This window comes from Pediococcus ethanolidurans (genome assembly GCF_001437405.1).
GTDB lineage: Bacteria > Bacillota > Bacilli > Lactobacillales > Lactobacillaceae > Pediococcus > Pediococcus ethanolidurans.
This window is the reverse complement of the sequence record NZ_JQBY01000001.1, coordinates 59,003-77,507: the sequence shown is the minus strand read 5'-3', so window position 1 is coordinate 77,507 and position 18,505 is coordinate 59,003. Positions and strand designations below refer to the sequence as shown.

19 protein-coding genes are annotated in these 18,505 nt (G+C 34.0%); all 19 read left to right on the top strand.

Annotated features, from left to right (window positions below; all coding sequences use genetic code 11):
* Positions 1-21 precede the first annotated feature (21 nt).
* The 19 genes from IV87_RS00360 to IV87_RS00270 all read left to right on the top strand — a co-directional run bounded on the left by IV87_RS00360 (position 22) and on the right by IV87_RS00270 (position 18,493).
* Complete coding sequence (locus IV87_RS00360) at positions 22-1,512, top strand: sulfatase (RefSeq protein ID WP_057804918.1); 1,491 nt, start codon at positions 22-24, stop codon at positions 1,510-1,512.
* 34 nt (positions 1,513-1,546) lie between these two features.
* A complete protein-coding gene (locus IV87_RS00355) occupies positions 1,547-2,434 on the top strand; it encodes a formylglycine-generating enzyme family protein (RefSeq protein WP_201783985.1) in 888 nt (295 codons plus the stop codon).
* A gap of 15 nt (positions 2,435-2,449) precedes the next feature.
* Positions 2,450-2,926, top strand: a complete 477-nt coding sequence (locus IV87_RS00350) for a PTS sugar transporter subunit IIA (RefSeq protein WP_057804917.1) — start codon at positions 2,450-2,452, stop codon at positions 2,924-2,926.
* Positions 2,927-2,943: 17 nt separating this feature from the next.
* Positions 2,944-3,732: a sulfite exporter TauE/SafE family protein gene (locus IV87_RS00345; protein WP_057804916.1), complete on the top strand. Its 789-nt coding sequence runs from the start codon at positions 2,944-2,946 to the stop codon at positions 3,730-3,732.
* 231 nt (positions 3,733-3,963) lie between these two features.
* Positions 3,964-5,616 (top strand): BglG family transcription antiterminator, encoded by a 1,653-nt coding sequence (locus IV87_RS00340; RefSeq protein ID WP_057804915.1) that lies wholly within the window; start codon positions 3,964-3,966, stop codon positions 5,614-5,616.
* A gap of 2 nt (positions 5,617-5,618) precedes the next feature.
* Positions 5,619-6,056, top strand: coding sequence for a PTS sugar transporter subunit IIA (locus tag IV87_RS00335; protein WP_057804914.1), 438 nt, complete (start codon positions 5,619-5,621; stop codon positions 6,054-6,056).
* Positions 6,057-6,058: 2 nt separating this feature from the next.
* On the top strand, positions 6,059-6,346 hold the full coding sequence (locus tag IV87_RS00330) for a PTS sugar transporter subunit IIB (protein ID WP_057804913.1): 288 nt from the start codon (positions 6,059-6,061) through the stop codon (positions 6,344-6,346).
* Positions 6,347-6,366: 20 nt separating this feature from the next.
* Positions 6,367-7,617, top strand: a complete 1,251-nt coding sequence (locus IV87_RS00325; protein WP_057805008.1) for a PTS ascorbate transporter subunit IIC — start codon at positions 6,367-6,369, stop codon at positions 7,615-7,617.
* A gap of 1 nt (position 7,618) precedes the next feature.
* Positions 7,619-8,356 (top strand): SIS domain-containing protein, encoded by a 738-nt coding sequence (locus IV87_RS00320; protein WP_057804912.1) that lies wholly within the window; start codon positions 7,619-7,621, stop codon positions 8,354-8,356.
* A gap of 179 nt (positions 8,357-8,535) precedes the next feature.
* Positions 8,536-11,235 carry a sigma 54-interacting transcriptional regulator gene (locus IV87_RS00315; protein ID WP_057804911.1) on the top strand — a complete coding sequence of 900 codons (2,700 nt, stop codon included), beginning with the start codon at positions 8,536-8,538 and terminating at the stop codon, positions 11,233-11,235.
* A gap of 81 nt (positions 11,236-11,316) precedes the next feature.
* Positions 11,317-11,727, top strand: a complete 411-nt coding sequence (locus IV87_RS00310) for a PTS sugar transporter subunit IIA (protein ID WP_057804910.1) — start codon at positions 11,317-11,319, stop codon at positions 11,725-11,727.
* 1 nt (position 11,728) lies between these two features.
* Positions 11,729-12,214 (top strand): PTS sugar transporter subunit IIB, encoded by a 486-nt coding sequence (locus tag IV87_RS00305; protein WP_057804909.1) that lies wholly within the window; start codon positions 11,729-11,731, stop codon positions 12,212-12,214.
* A 6-nt stretch (positions 12,215-12,220) separates the two neighbouring features.
* Positions 12,221-13,027, top strand: coding sequence for a PTS mannose/fructose/sorbose/N-acetylgalactosamine transporter subunit IIC (locus tag IV87_RS00300; RefSeq protein ID WP_143053123.1), 807 nt, complete (start codon positions 12,221-12,223; stop codon positions 13,025-13,027).
* Complete coding sequence (locus IV87_RS00295) at positions 13,020-13,826, top strand: PTS system mannose/fructose/sorbose family transporter subunit IID (protein ID WP_057804907.1); 807 nt, start codon at positions 13,020-13,022, stop codon at positions 13,824-13,826. Before IV87_RS00300 ends, IV87_RS00295 begins: the two co-directional genes overlap by 8 nt.
* Positions 13,827-13,847: 21 nt before the next feature.
* Positions 13,848-14,906: an SIS domain-containing protein gene (locus tag IV87_RS00290; protein ID WP_057804906.1), complete on the top strand. Its 1,059-nt coding sequence runs from the start codon at positions 13,848-13,850 to the stop codon at positions 14,904-14,906.
* A 189-nt stretch (positions 14,907-15,095) separates the two neighbouring features.
* On the top strand, positions 15,096-16,571 hold the full coding sequence (locus tag IV87_RS00285) for a BglG family transcription antiterminator (RefSeq protein ID WP_074693796.1): 1,476 nt from the start codon (positions 15,096-15,098) through the stop codon (positions 16,569-16,571).
* 1 nt (position 16,572) lies between these two features.
* Entirely contained in the window at positions 16,573-17,055 is a 483-nt protein-coding gene (locus IV87_RS00280) for a PTS sugar transporter subunit IIA (protein WP_057804904.1), read from the top strand.
* 5 nt (positions 17,056-17,060) lie between these two features.
* Positions 17,061-17,375: a PTS fructose transporter subunit IIB gene (locus IV87_RS00275; protein WP_057804903.1), complete on the top strand. Its 315-nt coding sequence runs from the start codon at positions 17,061-17,063 to the stop codon at positions 17,373-17,375.
* A 32-nt stretch (positions 17,376-17,407) separates the two neighbouring features.
* A complete protein-coding gene (locus tag IV87_RS00270) occupies positions 17,408-18,493 on the top strand; it encodes a PTS fructose transporter subunit IIC (RefSeq protein WP_057804902.1) in 1,086 nt (361 codons plus the stop codon).
* Positions 18,494-18,505 lie beyond the last annotated feature (12 nt).

Genomic DNA, 18,505 nt, shown 5'->3' with positions numbered 1-18,505 from the left:
TTAAAGAGAGGGAGAGTTAGTATGCGAGCCATTATGATTATGTTTGATACTTTATCAAAAAGGTTTCTGTCCAATTTTGGTAATGAATGGATAAAAACTCCAAATTTTCAACGTCTTCAGAAAAAAATGATTACGTTCGATAATTTTTATGGTGGGAGTTTACCTTGTATCCCAGCCAGACGAGAATTGCACACGGGAATGTATAATTTCCCATTTAGATCGTGGGGACCACTAGAGGTTTTTGATCAATCAGCAATTGAAAAATTAAAGAACAACGGTGTCTATGCACATATCGTAACTGATCATTCTCACTACTGGGAAGATGGTGGAGCAACGTATTTGCCACGTTATTCTAGTTGGGAAGGCTTCCGCGGACAAGAAGGAGATCGATGGATTCCTCGAATGGAAGGTGAAGTTAATCAGAACCAGAATGCCTTAAATAAAAAAGGCGTTTCGGTTGAACAACATATGGCGAATATTACAAGAATTAATGATGAAAAGGATATTTCCAGTGTTCAAACTATTAACGCAGGAATTGATTTTCTAGAAAAAAATCGGGACAAAAAAGATTGGTTTCTTCAAATTGAGTCATTTGACCCCCATGAACCATTTTATGTACCGGATAAGTACCGTCAGATATACGACTGTATTAAGTCAGAAGATATTCCATATTGGCCAACTTATCAAAAATTAGTGGATGATCGATTTAAAGATGACATTGAGGACCTTAAAAAAGAGTACGCAGCTCTGATAACTATGTGCGATCACTATCTAGGAAAAATTCTAGATGTTCTAGATCAAAATGATATGTGGAAAGATACCTTGGTAATCGTGAACACTGATCATGGCTTTTTACTAGGTGAACACAATTGGATTGGAAAAAATATTTCTCCTGTTTATGACGAATTAGTTCATTTGCCATTCTTTATTCATGATCCATCGCATCCGGAACGGGACGGAAGTATTTGTGGCCAAATTGCCCAGACAATTGATTTACCAGAAACATTGCTAGATTACTTTAATATTCACGATGATACCGTTCGTGATGGGCAATCAATTTTAAAAGTCCTTGATGAAGCAGCTAAGAGTAATGAAAAACATGTTAAGGAACGTGACATTCTATTTGGTGTAAATGGTAGTTTTGCCTGTGTCTATGATGGCAAATATGTTTATATGCGCGCTTCACAAAATCCAGATAATGAGCCATTAGTGAATTATACATTGGCTTTTACAAAGATGCGTGGATTTTACAGTCCGGAAGATATGAAGAGCCTTGAATTAGTAAAAGGTAATCGATTTACTCAAGGAATGACTGTGGGTAAATTATCTTTACGTAATCATATGGACTCTTACGCTTTAGGAAACTATTTGTTTGATATTGTTAAGGATCCGAATCAAGAACATCCTTTGCATGATGAAGCAATTGAAGAAATTATGGTTGAAAAACTGACCAAATTATTAAAAAAAATTGAAGCACCAAAAGAAGAATTTATCAGACTGGGACTTAAGTGACTTTATGGTGCAAGGAAGGAATTGAGACAGAATTATGTTGAAAGTAAAGGATAAAACAGAATTTAAGATGATATCTGGTGGAAGGTTCGATATGGGAACTAACGATCAAATAGGTTTTCCGGTAGATAGGGAAGGACCGATTACTAGCGTTGAATTAGCTACTTATCAAATTAGTACGACAACCGTTACAATTCGTGAATTTAAAGAGTTTGTAGATGAAACTGGGTATGAAACACAGGCCGAAAAGCTTGGCTGGTCATATGTTTTTTTCAAACTTCTTGATCAAGAAGAGCTAGAAAAAACTAAAGCTACAAAAGATATGCCATGGTGGCGTGCTGTTAAAGGAGCTTGTTGGAATCATCCAGAAGGTCCACAAAGTAGTGTTTCAAACCGATTAGATTATCCAGTAACCCAGGTATCGTTAAATGATGCAATTGCTTATTGTGTATGGGCAGGATATCGCTTACCAACCGAAGCTGAATGGGAAAAGGCCGCACGCGGTGGCAAAGTTGGTCTTAAATATCCATGGGGTAATAATCTGACTAAGAATCACGAATTTCATGCTAATACCTGGCAGGGTAATTTTCCAAGTGAGAATTCGTTAGAAGATGGTTATTTAGGAACAGCTCCTGTAAAAAGTTTTCAACCTAACGACTTCGGTCTGTATCAAATGATTGGTAACGTCTGGGAATGGTGCAGTAATTCGCGCGGTATACCTTTATCAAGTTTTACTGATCATCAAAGTCAGGAGTTTTGGCAGGAAACCTTAAAAGTTCATGAACCACATCAAATGGCAATTCGTGGGGGGTCATTCTTATGTCATTGTAGTTTTTGTAATAGATATCGAGTTGGTGCAAGAAATGGTGAAGTCAGTGATTCAGCTAGTTCTAATCTTGGATTTAGAGTAGTTAAGGATATCTAAAAGAGAGGTAATAAAATGGGTTGGTTTTCAAAGAAAAAAGAAACGATTGAAATTGTGTCACCAGTTGAGGGAGATGTAATTCCGATTACGCAAGTACCAGACGAAGTATTTGCCGGTAAGATGATGGGCGATGGATTTGCTGTTAATCCAACTAATGGTGAAATTGTTGCTCCAGTAACAGGTAAAGTGACGTTCATTGCAGACACTAAACATGGAATTGGATTAACCAGTGATACTGGTGTGGAATTAATCATTCATATGGGAATTGATACGGTAAATTTAAAAGGTGAGCCATTTGATGTAAAAGTCAATTTGAACGAAAAAGTACAAGCAGGGACGCCATTAGTAAGCATTGATCTTAATGCAGTTAAGAAAGCTGATCTGAATCCAGTAATTATTATTGCCATTACTAATTTCACAGATTTAGGGAAAAAACTTGATCTTCAGACTGGATTAATTAAGGCCGGAAATAAAGTAGCCACATTAAGTTAATTCAAAGGAGGTTTGTGATGATCTATATCACGTATGCATTAGTCATCTTCTTTGCCAATGTAATTGGTGCTATTGCGGGGATGGGCGGAGGTGTCATCATCAAACCAATTCTAGATGTCATCGGGGCCCATCCATTAATACAAATAAACTTTTTTAGTAGTGTAGCAGTCTTTACAATGGCGATCACATCAACATATAAACAAATAAATTTAGGAATTCATCTTAAAAAGAAGTTTGTTTTTATAATTTCATTTGGAGCAATTATTGGTGGCTTGTTGGGAAATACGACGTTTAATTGGTTGGAGCAAGTTATAGCAAACGACCATATAATTAATCAAATACAAGTAATACTAACAATTTTGACACTTTTATTTGCTTTGGGTTATTCCATTGCCCCGTATTGGCATTTTAGAATTACCAATTTGTTGTTATTAATGTTAATTGGTATGTTCTTAGGATGGATTTCAACGTTACTTGGAATTGGTGGTGGACCGATCAATGTGGCATTATTAATGCTTTGTTGTAGTTTTCCAATTAAAGAAGCAACGGTTTATTCCATTATTACCATTCTATTTTCGCAATTTTCAAAAATATTGGCTGTTATTTTCTCAGGAATGATTTGGAGCTTCGACTTAAAAACATTATTATTTATTGTTCCAGCAGCAGCTATTGGTGGCATAATAGGTGCCAAATATAGCCATGTAGTTGATGCTCAAAAAGTTGAGTTAGTATATCGCATGGCAATTTTGTTAGTTATTTCGATTAATTTATTTAATAGTTATCAAGTGGTTATGGGGATTAGTTAGTAGAATAACAATAATACGGTACAGGTACTTTTACCTGTATTTTTTTGTCTAAAAAATTCAAATACACACATGATGGTGATTGCATTAATTTGATTTCTAGTTAAACATTAGATTAAATCTTAATCAAAGATATTAATAACACTGTGTTCAGTTATTTCTTTAAAACTGAACAATTTTTTTGGTCTTCTTAAAATGTATGCGCTTGCTTAGAATGAAAATGAAGGTGATAACTTGAATGCAAAAGAAATTCCGACAAGTAAAAAACGCAAATATTTCGTTTTAGTTAGATTACTGAATAATGAACATTTGAGCTACCAAAGATTAGCTGATGATTACTTTGTATCTAGAAGTAGCATTGCTAATGACATTGTATTTATCAAGCAGTTACTTGCAAAGGACAATGTTCCTTTAGTTTTTGATAATTCTGGAACGTACATTGGAGGAGGCGAAGGAAATAAGCAGAAGGTTTTAAAACGGGTTGTTACGAATTTGATGAGCACGGATCAAGCAGACAAATCTCTTTTGAAACTGTTTATTGATCCAGAACTACTGAAAAAAATTCGACACACACTTAAGAAAAAGGCTCGTCAGTGGTCGTTAGAAGTACCGGAGAACTATTTGAAAGATATTGTTGTGACCACCGCTGTTCTTGTTCAACGCGGGAATTCTGGACATCATATTCAACAAATGAAGAGAAATCAACTGGGAAAGTTATTTTTTCAGTTTGAAAAATATCCTTTAGTATACGAATTATTGAAAGCTGTGGAAGAAGAAAAAATCTATCAGTTTTCTCAAAGTGAATTACGCTATCTTTCATATGTTGTTTTAGGTAATGGATTTAAGTTTTTTATGCAAAATGTTTCTATACCAGATTTGTTTAAGAAAAAAGTAAAATCCTTTATAGCTAATGTCGGATACGACATTGGTATTGATCTAACTCAAGATACACGGTTAAATACAGATTTGTTATTGCACTTATATCAAATGATTTTACGCTTACAGTCTGATATGACCGTTATTAATCCGTTATTGAATGAAATCAAAACAAATTATCCCAATTTATTCGGAGTTGTTTGGTACTCATTGAGAGAGTTCGGTAGTGTGAACGATTTAACAATTTCGGATGATGAAGTTGCCTTTGTTACGATTCATTTTCAAGCAGCAATTGAACGATCAAAGGATGTTAAAAGAATTCTATTTGTTTGTCCAAATGGAATCGGAACCAGTTCTTTAATTTCTGCAAAAATGCATCAGATTTTACCTAACGTTTCAATGATTGAAGTCGTTTCTAGAGCGGAGTTAGCTAAACAAGATTTGACAAATGTGGATCTTATTATAACAACTGTTCCTCTTCAAAATGTTTCGGTTCCAATTGCAAAAATCTCACCAATGATGACATTAGAAGATATGAAAACGATTATGAATCAGTATATTGATTTAACGATGAATAATGTTCCGAAAAATGTAGCTATCCACACTGATATTAAACAAGTTTTTCAAATGTTAAAAAGACATGTTTTTTTCGAAAATATGCAAAATCGTGAAAAAGCGATTGATTACTTGCTTAGAACTAGAAAGTGGGAATCAAAAAAAACATTAAACGAATATCGCAAAACGGTTTATCAACGAGAAAATTTACAATCGACATTTCTTGGAAATGGATTTGCGATACCACATGGTGATCCAAAGATGTTAAAGAATAGTTCTATTTCGGTACTGATTCTGGATAAACCAATTGAGTGGGGAAACAACAAGGTAGATGTTATCTCGTTGTTAATGGTACGTGATAAAGACAAGAAAACTGTAGAGCCTTTTATGAATTTAATTATGGAAGGCATAAATAACAAAGAGTGGTTTATTTCTAAAATGATGGAGGTCAGGTAACGGTGGCTAATAAACTTTTAACAGAACAAAATATACAAGTTATAGACAATGCGTCAGATTGGCAAATGGCAGTAAAAAAAGCAAGTGAGCCACTAATAAAATCGAAGAAAATTACGGATCGTTATGTTCAAAGCATGATTACTAGTGTTAAGGAAAATGGTCCGTACATGGTACTTTCAGATTACTTCGCCTTAATGCATGCTCGTCCAGGGGATGGCGTCAATCAGGTAGGAATGAGTTTACTTGTGTCGAAGCAACCAATTGATCTTGCTGGAAAACCAGTTAAAATCTTTTTCATTATGGCAGCTGTGGACAATAACAGTCATTTAGAAAGTCTTCAAAAAATTATGACTATTTTTATGGATGATCAATCTTATAAAACAGTCTTAGACGGAAACAAAAAGCAGATAGTAAATCTATTCGCCAAAATGGAGGAATAAATATGAAAATTTTAGCAGTTTGTGGGTTTGGTGTGGGAAGTTCCATGGTTCTTAAAATGACTTTAGATAAAGTGATCAAGGATTTGGGAGTTACTGGTGCATCCGTGGAGAATACAGATATTGCATCAGCCAAGGCAACAGATGCTGATGTTTACTTTACGAGTGCTGAATTAGCTCCTGATTTGAAAGAATCAACTAGTAAACCCGTTTATACAATTAAGAGATATATGGATAAAAATGAAGTCGGTGAAAAATTGAAGGAATATTTAGCTGAACAGGAGGAAAAATAATGGATATTTTAAAAGGTATAATGGATTTTATTTTAAATAACGTTTTGCAAGATCCACCAGTACTTCTAGGGCTAATTGCAATGATTGGTTTAATTGTTCAGAAAAAACCAATTGCTGAAATAATTAAAGGCAGTGTTTCGGCAGCCTTTGGGATGGTGATATTGACTGAAGGAGTCAATATGTTGACTGGTGTAGTTTCTGCAATTAATACATCTGTTCAAGTAAAGATGGGTGTGGGGGTTGCTAAAGGCCTGTCAGATGTAACTTTCACGGCTGATTATGGTGGTGCTGTGGGAATGGCAATGTTTCTGGCCTTAGTAATTCACTTATTAATTGCACGCTTTACGCCAATTAAAACCATTTTTCTAACTGGACATATGCTTTGGTGGGTACCATTTGTTATTGTAGCTGGTGGAGTTGAAGGTGGATTACGTGGGCCAGTATTAATTGTTATTAGTGCTATTTTATCTGCCTTATACTTTTCAATTGCACCTTGGGTTATGAGAAAGTATGTCTGGGCAGCAACTGGGGATGATTCCTTCTTAATCGGACATCCAACGACAATTTTATCATTGATTTCAGGTTTTGTAGCTAAACGTGTTGGTAATAAAGCTCATTCAACAGAGGATATTAAGGTACCACAGGGACTTTCATTTTTTAGAGAAATCTCTATTAGTGGTGGTATGGTAATGTTCTTGGTTGATATTATTGTTGGATTTATTGCTCCAGCTTTGGTACCAAAGGGCGGTAATTTATTTATGGTTGCGTTAAATGCCGGTTTAACTTTTGGTGGTGGCCTGCTCATCTTATTATATGGTGTACGTTTGCTTGTAAATCAAATTATTCCAGCCTTCCAGGGTATTTCTGAAAAATTGGTTCCTGGAGCAAAGCCAGCATTTGATGTCCCAATTTTGTTTAATTATAAACCAAATGCAGTTATCATCGGATTTATTTCTGCCTTTGTTACTTCGACTATTTTAGTGTTAATAGCTAATACGACAAACATTTTTGGTGTTTTAATTGTGCCAATGGTTATTACTAGTTTCTTTGAATGTGGTGGTGCTGCAATTGTTGGTGAGGGTCAAGGCGGCATTCGTGGCGCAGTAATTGGTACTGCAGTTGCATCATTTGCTATGATTGCGCTTGTAGGAATTTCGTCAGCAATGATGGGCGATACAATTAAAAATTGGATGCTCATTTTTGGTGGTAATGACTTATCTCTATGGGCAATTATTAGTAAGTTTATCGCTTCATTGATTGGAGGATTTTAAATTGTATCAATATATTGATAAAGTAAGAGAACTGTTGAATATCGTAGAGACAACCGAAAAAGATAATATTAATGCGGCAATCAAGTTGATTGTGAATGCTAATGTTGAAAAAAATTCTATTTATTCTTTTGGTGCTAGTCATGCAGGAATTCTTTCTGAAGAAATGTATTACCGGGCAGGTGGAATGATTACAATTAATGCTATTTTTGGACGTGAAGTAATGTTGGATCGTAAACCTATTACGTTTACGAGCAAGATGGAACGTCTAGAGGGATATGGAACAGCATTAGCAAGTACAGTGCATTTTCAGAAAAATGATATTTTGATTCTTCATTCTGTTTCGGGTCGAAATCCGGTTATCATTGATCTTGCATTAGCAGCAAAAAAACAAGGTGTCAAAATAATTGGTTTAACCAACGTGAAATATTCTAAATCAATTGCTAGTCGTCATTCTTCTGGAAAACATCTTTTTGAAGTTGCCGATGTTGTGATTGATAATCATGGTGATATCGGTGATGCAGCTTGTCAATTAAAGGGTGCCCCACAGAAAGTGGGACCCACATCAACAGTAATAGGAGCGTCTATTCTAAACACAATTATTGTGGAAGCAAGTCAACAGTTGGCTGATCGTGGTAAAGGGGATGCACCAGTATTTTACTCAGCTAACCTTGACGGTGGAGATGAAAAGAACAAGAAACTATTTAATGAATATCGAGATATGATCCATTATGAATTTTAAAATTTTGAAAATAAATAAAATTACAAATTAAGATATTAAACGAAACATTCAGTTATTTGGAATGCTTCGTTTTTTGTAAACAATTATTCCATTAAACACTGTGTCATTTTAAAAGCATAGTGTGCATGATACAATGAAGCTGTATTTTGAAAGCGCTTAATAAATATGGAGGTAATAAAATGGATGATAGGGATAGAGAGGTACTTTCAATTGTCAAGAAACAAACAGATAAGTATTTAAAAGACTTACAGTTGAATATGATACCTACAACAGAGAATGTTGCTAACACATTAAAATTATCGCGGACGGTAGCAAGTAGAAAACTGAACCAACTTTATAGAGAAAATCAAATTATCAAAATAAATTCAAGACCAGTATGTTTTCTGCTACCTGATGAAAGAGCACATAAATATTTATTATCTGAGTATGCTAGTTTAACTGAATTTTTACGAGATCTTAAAGAAAAAAGAACTGAATTTAATTTGCATAAAATCATTGGGTGGAATCGCAGTTTACGTAAACAAGTTGAACAAATTAAAGCAAGTTTGATGTACCCGGATAATGGATTACCGGTAATGATTTTTGGGGAATCTGGAACCGGAAAAAGTTATTTTGTAAAATGTGCGCATGATTATGCAATTGCCAGCGGTATTTTAAAAAATAAGGCTCCTTTTGTTACGATAAATTGTGCACAATATGCAAATAATCCAGAATTACTTTCAAGCATACTATTTGGGTATGTAAAAGGGGCTTTTACAGGGGCAGATAAAGAAGTGACCGGTTCTCTTTCTAAAGCAAACGGAGGAATCTTTTTTCTTGATGAAGTGCATAGACTCAGTGCAGAAGGACAGGAAAAATTATTTACATTTATGGATTCAGGAACTTTTTCACCTTTAGGTGATGATGCTCGAAAAATTCGTAGTTCAGCAAGATTAATGTTTGCAACTACAGTAACAAAAAGCGAGTTTTTAGAAACATTTCTTAGAAGAGTTCCGATTAGAATTAATATGCCATCGCTTGAAAAACGAAGCTTTTTTGAGAAAAAACAGTTGATAAATAGTTTTTTCATTACGGAAAGCAAACGCATCCGAAAAACAATTGAAATAAGCAATAAGGCGCTCAATGTTTTATATCGCCATAATTATATAGCAAACGTTGGTGAAGCAAAAAATACAATTAAATCTATTGTAGCGACCGTCTATGCTAATCAGTTAAATGAAAAGAATATTAGAATTTCAATTCGTAATTTACCAACAATTTTTTATGAAGATGCTGAAGGAACAATTACTAATAAAATATTATCTTCAGGTGGAAACAACACATCTTTTTATGGGTACAAAGAGGGTCAATTAGTTGAAGAAATGTCCAATCCAATTGTAAAAAAAATACAACAGGCATGGAAATATATTGAAAAAATGGATAGGTCAAAAATTCGAAGTCGCAGTAAGTATGTTTTTATAGTAAAAAATTTAATGAACCATTTGTATTTTTCCGTTGTTCAGTCTGATGATGTAATTTTTAGACATACAATTACAGAAGTACGAGACATCTTAAAAATAATGCAATATGGTGAAGATTTTTATGATAATAATAATTTTGTTTATGGTATTTCAGTCTATGTTTATTATGTTTTAAATGCTGATATTAAAAAAGCAAATCAGGTTGAAGTATCAAAAGAACTTATTCAACTTTTTTCTAAACAATATGTTTTTATACGACAAATGCAAAGTTTACTTGAAAAAGAGTTTGAGATTAATTTTTCAGATAATGATATGTTATGGATTTCAATGATGATGTCAAGCGAAGAACTACCTATTTTACCTATCCCAGCGATAATAATGGCACACGGTTATGCTACGGCTTCTAGTATCGCCGAAACTGGGAATGAGATATTACATTACCCTGTATTTCATGGAATAGATATGTTACCCACTGCAACGGTGGAAGACATGGTAAGTTCACTACGTCAAACAATTCAGCATATTAGACCACGTGATGGAATTATAGTCATGATTGACATGGGTTCATTGTCTACAATTACTAAACATGTTATGAAGTTTTATTCGTACCCATTGCTTTTAGTTGACAAAGTTAGTACACCGATTGCTATCGAAATTGGAAATCAATTACAACAAGGTAAAGACTTGATTGATATTAAAAAAAACATTAAAAAAATTCAAATTGATTGCACTTATATAAATTCTGAATCTAGTCGACATAATGTTATTATTTCAACTTGTATGACAGGCGTTGGTACGGCTGAACAAATTCAAAAACTACTTGTAAAAAGTTTTGAAGGTGTAATAAAGGTTGAGATTATCACTAGTGAATTTGAAGGCTTGTCAAACGGTTTAACCGAATATGAGAAAGAACACTATAACATTCTAGGAATAATTGGAGTTGATGATCCTCATGTGCCAAATGTGCCTTATCTAGGTCTGGAAGATATAATTTCCGGAAATAAAATGCAAGAACTGAAAAGGATGCTTTTACCAATTAGTTCGGAAGAAGATGTTCAAATTGCAGAGCAGCAATTAATAAAAAACTTTTCATTAAATCGTGTTATGGATTCTTTAACAATTATTTCACCAGAAAAAGTTATGCCTGTATTGGAAAAATTCATAACAAGTATTATGAAAGATTTAGATCTGCCATTGTCAAATAAAAAACAAATTGCATTATATGTTCATCTTGGAAGTATGATTGAGCGATTGATTCGTAGCGAAGGTATTGCAAAGTATAAAGGGAATAACAAATTAATTAGTCGTGACAAGGTGTTTAGTGTGCTGAATAGACATATTAGTGTGATCGAGGAACCTTTCATGATTCAAGTTAGTGACCCCGAAATGGCTTATATTAGGGAGATTATTATTAATTAAAAATAAAAGCGTGTTGACCTTTTTAAGGTTGGCACACTTTTTGCTTATATTAATATGTAAACGCTTTAGGAGGTGTGAATGATGAAAGAAATAATTCTTGCAACACATGGTCGTTTGAGTGAGGAATTTAAAAGAACTGTGGAATTGATTGTTGGAGCTACAACCAATATTCGATGCTTTTGTATGACTAAGGAAAAATCCGAAGATTCAGCAAAGGAGGAATTAGAAAAACTTATTCAGGACAGTAATGAGGATAGATTGATCGTTTTAACAGATTTATTTGGTGGAAGTGCAGCTAATATTTGTGCCGAGTTATTAATGAGAGGACATCATTTTAGACTTTTAGCGGGTTTAAATTTACCCATGTTACTTACAATACTCACAATGGATAATGATGAAATTTCAACAAATAATTTGATTGAAGAATCCTTAAAGGCCGGATCTGAAGGTGTATTAAATGTAAATAATATTTTATTAAAAGGGAGTGATTAAATTGTTAAAGTTAGTACGTATTGATGATCGATTGATTCATGGTCAAGTTGCTGTGGGGTGGACGTCTTCTGCAGAGGCAAACACGATTTTTGTTGTAAATGATCAAGCTCAAAATGATCGAGTAAAGGCAATGGCCTTGGATTTGGCAAAACCAAATGGTGTGAAATTATATATTCGTGGTGTTTCTGAATCGGGGCCAATCGTAGAGAAATTTGCAAATGCAAAAAAAGCTCAGGTATTAGTACTTGTTCGAACTGTCAAAGACGCACTTGAGTTAGTTAAGACTTCGGGGAATGCTATCAAAGTTATTAACGTTGGTGGATTACGGTTTGAAGAAGGGAAAAGAAAATTAAATGACTTTATTTCGGTATCTGCTGAAGATCTAAAAGATTTGGAAGAAATAGAAAATCTGGGTGTTGAATTAGATTTTAGAATGTTACCAAGAGATAAAAAAACCACATTATCTGAGTTATTAAAGAAAGGATGATATCTGATGATTAATGCCTTGTTAATTGGACTTATAGCGGGTGTTGGAATTCTTGATGAACGAGTATTGGGATCTACATTATTTGGAAGGCCACTATTCTTAAGTGTTTTTGTTGGATTGGTGTTGGGAGATTTAAAACAGGGAATCATTATTGGTGCACAGCTTGAATTAGTTTGGATGGGAATTGCGGGAATTGGGGCTTCAACTCCACCAGATTATGTTACTGGAGGAGTAATTGGAACAGCATTAGCCATAATGTCAGGAAAAGGAATTGGAATTGCCTTGGCAATTGCCGTACCAGTGGCTGTTTTGGCTCAGTCATTAGGTGTTTTGGTGAGAGTTGTTAATCTTTACTTTTCACATAAGGCAGATAAATATGCTCAAAAAGCAGATTTTAAGGGAGTAGCATTAATGCTTTGGGTACCAACAACATTATTTTTCTTCAGTACTTTTATACCAACGTTTTTAGCTATGATTTTAGGAGCATCAAGAATTAATGACATTGTTAATGCAATTCCAAAAGTGATTCTAAATGGATTAACTGTTGCAGGTAATTTATTACCTGCAGTAGGGTTTGCACTGCTGTTAGACATGCTTTTCTCAAAGAAAATGATGGTATTCTTCTTTCTGGGATTTTTACTTGCCTCGTATTTAAAACTAGATATTACAGCAATTGCATTATTAGGAACCTGTGTAGCTATCATCATAAATTTATATATGAATCAAAATAATAGTGATAAAGATTTGATCAATGAAACACAAGAAGATAATGCTAACAGTAAGTTAACGAAAGGAGATATCAACATTGAATAAAACTATCGATAAAAAAACATTACACTCAGTGTTTTGGCGTTCTTTTGCGCTTCAAGGCGCGTTCAACTACGAGAAAATGCAAAATATTGGTTATGCTTATGCAATGACACCTGTTATAAAAAAACTTTATGATAAGGAAAATGATCAGGCTGAAGCTTTAAAGAGGCATCTTGCATTGTTTAACTCAACTCCTGCAGTAACTCCCGCAATTATGGGAATTAGCACAGCAATGGAGGAACAAAATGCGAACCATTCTGGTACTTTTGATGCTAGTTCTATAAATGCTGTTAAGGCTGCTTTGATGGCGCCATTAGCGGGTATAGGAGATTCACTGTTTTTTGGAACATTCAGAGTAATTGCAGCAGGAATTGGAATTTCCTTAGCTCAGAAGGGCAGCATACTTGGACCTATTTTATTCTTAGTTCTTTATAATATTCCGAATTTTGCTGCAAGGATTTGGGGATTGAAATATGGCTATAAAGTGGGTGTCAGTTCTTTAGAAAAACTGCAAAAAAATGGATTGATGGATCGAATTATGTCAATTGTTGGAATAATTGGAATGATGGTAGTTGGAGGAATGGTGGCCACAATGCTTGTTGTGCAAACAACAATCAAGTTTAGTATGGCCGGTGCAACTGTCAAGATTCAAAGCATTATTGATCAAATTATTCCTAATTTACTGCCGCTTTTAATTACTTTGTTTGTTTTTTACTTAATTCGAAAAAAAGTAAGTATTTCAAAGTTAACTGTTGGTATATTGATTATCGGGATTTTAGCACATGTTGTTGGAATTTTATAAAGTTTAAGAGGAGATCTAAAAATGAATTTAATTCAAAAGTATATAAAAGAAACACCAAATCAGTTAAATAAAATTATTAAGGAAAATTCAAGTTTGTTTTCAAATGTGATAAATAGAAATATTGACCGAATTATTATTACAGGTTCTGGAACCAGTTATCATTCAGGGGTACAAATGCAACAAATTATGCGAATTAAAAGTGGAGTTGAAGTTGATGCTTACTATCCTTTTTTTATTACACCTGAGTTTTTGCGTGGTAATAATCAAAGAACACTCTTTATTGGCATTTCACAAGGCGGGAGCAGCTTTACAACATATGATGCTATGAAAATTGCAAAAGAAAAAGGATGCATTATTGCCACAATGGCAGGTGAAAAAAATGCCTATATTGATGAATTGGCGGATGAAGTGTTAACGGTAGATATTGGAGAAGAAAAAGCCGGAGCAAAAACTAAAGGATTTTATGCCACAAAATTAAATCTGCTTTTATTGGCAGAACAAATTGGGCTTCATAATGGAACGTTAAATAACGAAATATTTAATCAAGATTTGCAAGAAATTAAACAAACTTTGAGTGTATTCCCACAAGCATACGAAAGAGCAAAAGAGTGGGTTGAGAAAAATAAGAGCAATTTGGCTAAACTAGATAATGTTCGGGTTGTTGGCCCTAGCTCATCTTATGGTGATGTTCTTGAAAGTGCTTTGAAAATTTTAGAAACTTGTCGTGTTCCAGTAACGGGGTATGAATTCAATGAATTTATTCATGGTGTTTATAATGCTATTGATGAGAAATCGACAGTTTTCTTTATGGACGATGGTACCGAACCCAGATTAACCAAGATGTTGGAGATTCTTGGTCAATGGTCAGACAAACTATATATAGTTAATTTTTCTGGAACTGGTGATTCGCATAGCATTGGATATGATGTGAAGGTACCAAAAGATATGCAAACATTTATATTTCCGTTACTATTTCAAATTATGGCATCAACCTTGCCAGAATTACGTGGAGTTGATCCAAGTAAACCCAAAGATCCTAAATTTCATATGGAATTAGGTAGTAAGCGATACAATCACTAAATTAAGATGAATATGAACTGTAAAACATCAAATAAATGTGTGGAGAGAAGAATTTCTTTCTGCATTTTTTTGTTGTTAGTAAACTCCTGCTCAAGAGTTTGTTTAATGACAAGATCAAGTGACACTCTTCAATAAAGCGCTGCCAATTTTAGGACATATACTTAATTCATAAAGAAAGTAGGTGATCAAATGTCACTTGGAGAAAATGAAAATAGAATTTTATCCCTGCTTGCAAGAAGAAACACTTATATGACCTCCAATGACATAGCAAGTGAACTAAAAATTTCTGCACGAACTGTTATCAGGTATGTCAAAGATATTAATGAAAGTAGTGGTCGACCAGTCATTATATCAAAAAGAGGTAAAGGTTATCTTTTAAGATATGAAACTTATTTGGAAAATGAAAATGATACAAAATGGGTTAGTGATTATTCACCAGTAGAACGAAGAAATGAAATTTTGTTAAAAATTTTATTTCATGCACCAAAACTGATATCAAGTGAATCGTTGTTTAGTCCATATTATGTGAGTGATCCAGTTATAAATAATGATTTGATGGACATTCGTAATAGGTTACAGGCATTTCATTTGAAGTTAATTCGAAGGCAACATTTAGTGGGGGCTTCAGGTTCAGAAATAGCTATTAGAGAAGCAATTTTAAAATCAGTAAACAAAATAAATACGATGGACTTGAATGATTTAGAAAATCAATTTCCGGATTCTAATTCATATGATATGAGATTTATCCATCGACAGATTCACCGAATTGAAAGTGAACTAGGATCTATCATCCCTTATCCATATAATATTAACATCTTTTCACATATTTATATTCTTGTTAATCGTTACCGGCAGGGTATTGTTTATAAGAAAAATGAAAATCTAAAACTGAATAAATCTGAATTAGAAATAATTGCGAACAACAAAGAACTTTATCAAATCGCGAGCAATTTTATTGAAAGTTTGTCTGGCTATTTAAATCTAAAAATTGAAGATGTTGAGAAATATTATATACTTCAATATTTGATTTCATCACGTTTGTTTTCGGATAACGACGAAAACAATGGATACTCGTCAGAAGTTAAGCAACTAACAAAAAAATTGATAGAAAAAATTAGTCAAGAGATTGGGATAAGTATTAATTCTGTTCAGATTGAAAAGGAACTTTTGGGGCATGTAAAGCCACTTATTAATCGCATCAATAATCAGATTGAAATAAAAAACAAATTATTACCAGATATTAAAAGAGAGTATCCAACTTTATATATCAACGTTAAAGCTGCGACCAATCAAATTTTTGAAAATCAATATGGTAAAAATCTTTCGGATGATGAGGTTGGTTTTCTTACACTGTATTTTGCAAAGTATTTGGAACAACATCCTAAAAGTGCCAGAGTGCTTATCATTTGTGCAAGTGGAATTGGAACTTCAGAGCTTCTCAAAGTAAAGGTACAGAAGGTGTTTCCACAAATTCATGTAATTGATGTACTGTCTCTTAGACAGTATGAAAATGATAAAGATGCATTTAATAAAAAAATTGATTTTATTATTACAACAATTAATTCGGGTAAAAGTATTGATTCTAAGTCAGTAATATTGGTCAATGCAATGTTTACAGAGAAAGATAGAGAAGCGGTTGAAGGAATGTTAGAGGAGATGAAGTAAGATGACAATCGATTTAAACAATTTTGATATTGGACAAGTTATTACTAAGGATTTAATATCTTTAAGTTTAAAATCAATGAACAAAAAAGATGTTATCAATGAATTAACAGACTTGCTGGTAAAACACGGAGATGTTGAGAATAAACAGAAATTTGTTGATGATGTTTTAGCACGTGAAAAAGAAGGAATGACTGGGTTAGGCGAAGGTGTGGCCATTCCACATGGCAAGTCTATTGCTGTAAAAAATACCACAATCGCAATTGGAATTAGTAAAAATGATATTCAGTGGGAATCACTGGATGATAAACCAGTTAATGTCATTATTCTGTTTGCAGTGAAGGATACCGATGCAAATACTTTACACATTAAACTATTACAAAAAGTTGCTATCTTACTTGCTAACGAAGATTTTATTAAAAATTTACACACAGTTCAAACAAAAGATGAATTAATTGATTTGTTTATCAATACATCAAAGGAGTGAGAAAAATGAAAATTGTTGGAATCGCAGCGTGTACATCAGGAATTGCTCATACCTATATTGCAAGAGAAAAAGTTATGAAAGCGGCCACAGAATTAGGCTATGAGATTCATATGGAAACGCAAGGAACTATTGGAACGGAAAATGAATTAACTAGTGATCAAATCAAAGAGGCCGACTTTGTTTTGTTAGTGGTTGATATCAAAATTGGTGGTCGAGACAGATTTAAGGGAAAAAGAGTTGTTGAAGTTTCTACTAATACAGCAATTAAAGCACCAAAGAAACTACTCGAAGCAGTGGTGACAAAAATTCAAAACGCATAATAATGAATAATTTTTCGAAAAGGAGTAGAAAAATGTTAAAAAAATTACAATTAAAAAAACATGCCATGACGGCTATTTCATACATGTTACCTTTGGTAGTTGCCGCAGGATTATTGATTGCAATTGGAAATTTGACGGGTGGACAAGTAATTACCAATTTTAAGAGTGGATATTCAATACCATCTGCGTTAACGACTTTAGGCGTTTGGGGAATGGGGTTATTAGCACCAGTTATTTCTGCTGCAATTGCATATTCCATTTCTGATAGACCAGGTATTGCTCCAGGTTTATTAAGCGGAATTATTTCTTATAATATCGGTGCTGGATTTTTGGGTGGAATGTTAGGCGGTTTTTTAACAGGTTGGTTAGTCGCATTTTTGGTTAAGTACATTAAAGTACCTAAATGGGCAGAAGGGCTCAAACCAATGATGGTTATTCCATTATTATCTTCATTAATTATGGGAGTTGTTATGTTCTTTGTAATTGGACAGCCAATCGTATGGGCCACAAATGCATTAACTTCATTCTTAAACAGTATGCAGGGTTCGGCAAGGTTTGTCTTTGGAGCGCTTTTAGGTGGTATGGCCTCGTTTGATTTTGGGGGTCCGGTTAACAAAGTAGCTTCGTTGTTTGCCGATGGTTTGCTTCTTCAAGGTGTTAAGCAACCAGAAGCAGTGAAGATTCTTGCGTCAATGGTTCCACCTTTTGGAGTCACAATCTCATGGGTACTTTCAAAAATATTTAAGCATAAAATTTATTCTCAAGAAGAGGAAGACAATATTAAGGTTGCATTTCCAATGGGAATTGTCATGATTACGGAAGGCGTTATTCCAATTGCGGCGGTAGATGTGATAAGAATGGTTGTTTCTTGTTCTTTAGGAGCAGCTGTTGGTGGTGGATTATCTATGACATGGGGAATTGAAAGCCCTGTTCCTTCCGGCGGATTGTTTATTGTGCCAGCGATGAACAAGCCATTACTCTTTTTACTAGCTCTTTTAATTGGATCAGTTGTGACGGGATTAATTCTGTTTGCTTGGAAGAAAAAACCTAGTGAGGAACCTAAGAAAGAGGAAGAATCCGAAGAAGATATCGATTTAGGAGATATTCGTATTAGTTAGGAGGAAAGTAAG

Coding starts and splice junctions, on each gene's coding strand:
- IV87_RS00360 (WP_057804918.1), top strand. CDS start 22: ATGCGAGCCATTATGATTATGTTTGATACTTTATCAAAAAGGTTTCTG.
- IV87_RS00355 (WP_201783985.1), top strand. CDS start 1,547: ATGTTGAAAGTAAAGGATAAAACAGAATTTAAGATGATATCTGGTGGA.
- IV87_RS00350 (WP_057804917.1), top strand. CDS start 2,450: ATGGGTTGGTTTTCAAAGAAAAAAGAAACGATTGAAATTGTGTCACCA.
- IV87_RS00345 (WP_057804916.1), top strand. CDS start 2,944: ATGATCTATATCACGTATGCATTAGTCATCTTCTTTGCCAATGTAATT.
- IV87_RS00330 (WP_057804913.1), top strand. CDS start 6,059: ATGAAAATTTTAGCAGTTTGTGGGTTTGGTGTGGGAAGTTCCATGGTT.
- IV87_RS00325 (WP_057805008.1), top strand. CDS start 6,367: ATGGATTTTATTTTAAATAACGTTTTGCAAGATCCACCAGTACTTCTA.
- IV87_RS00315 (WP_057804911.1), top strand. CDS start 8,536: ATGGATGATAGGGATAGAGAGGTACTTTCAATTGTCAAGAAACAAACA.
- IV87_RS00310 (WP_057804910.1), top strand. CDS start 11,317: ATGAAAGAAATAATTCTTGCAACACATGGTCGTTTGAGTGAGGAATTT.
- IV87_RS00300 (WP_143053123.1), top strand. CDS start 12,221: ATGATTAATGCCTTGTTAATTGGACTTATAGCGGGTGTTGGAATTCTT.
- IV87_RS00290 (WP_057804906.1), top strand. CDS start 13,848: ATGAATTTAATTCAAAAGTATATAAAAGAAACACCAAATCAGTTAAAT.
- IV87_RS00285 (WP_074693796.1), top strand. CDS start 15,096: ATGTCACTTGGAGAAAATGAAAATAGAATTTTATCCCTGCTTGCAAGA.
- IV87_RS00280 (WP_057804904.1), top strand. CDS start 16,573: ATGACAATCGATTTAAACAATTTTGATATTGGACAAGTTATTACTAAG.
- IV87_RS00275 (WP_057804903.1), top strand. CDS start 17,061: ATGAAAATTGTTGGAATCGCAGCGTGTACATCAGGAATTGCTCATACC.
- IV87_RS00270 (WP_057804902.1), top strand. CDS start 17,408: ATGTTAAAAAAATTACAATTAAAAAAACATGCCATGACGGCTATTTCA.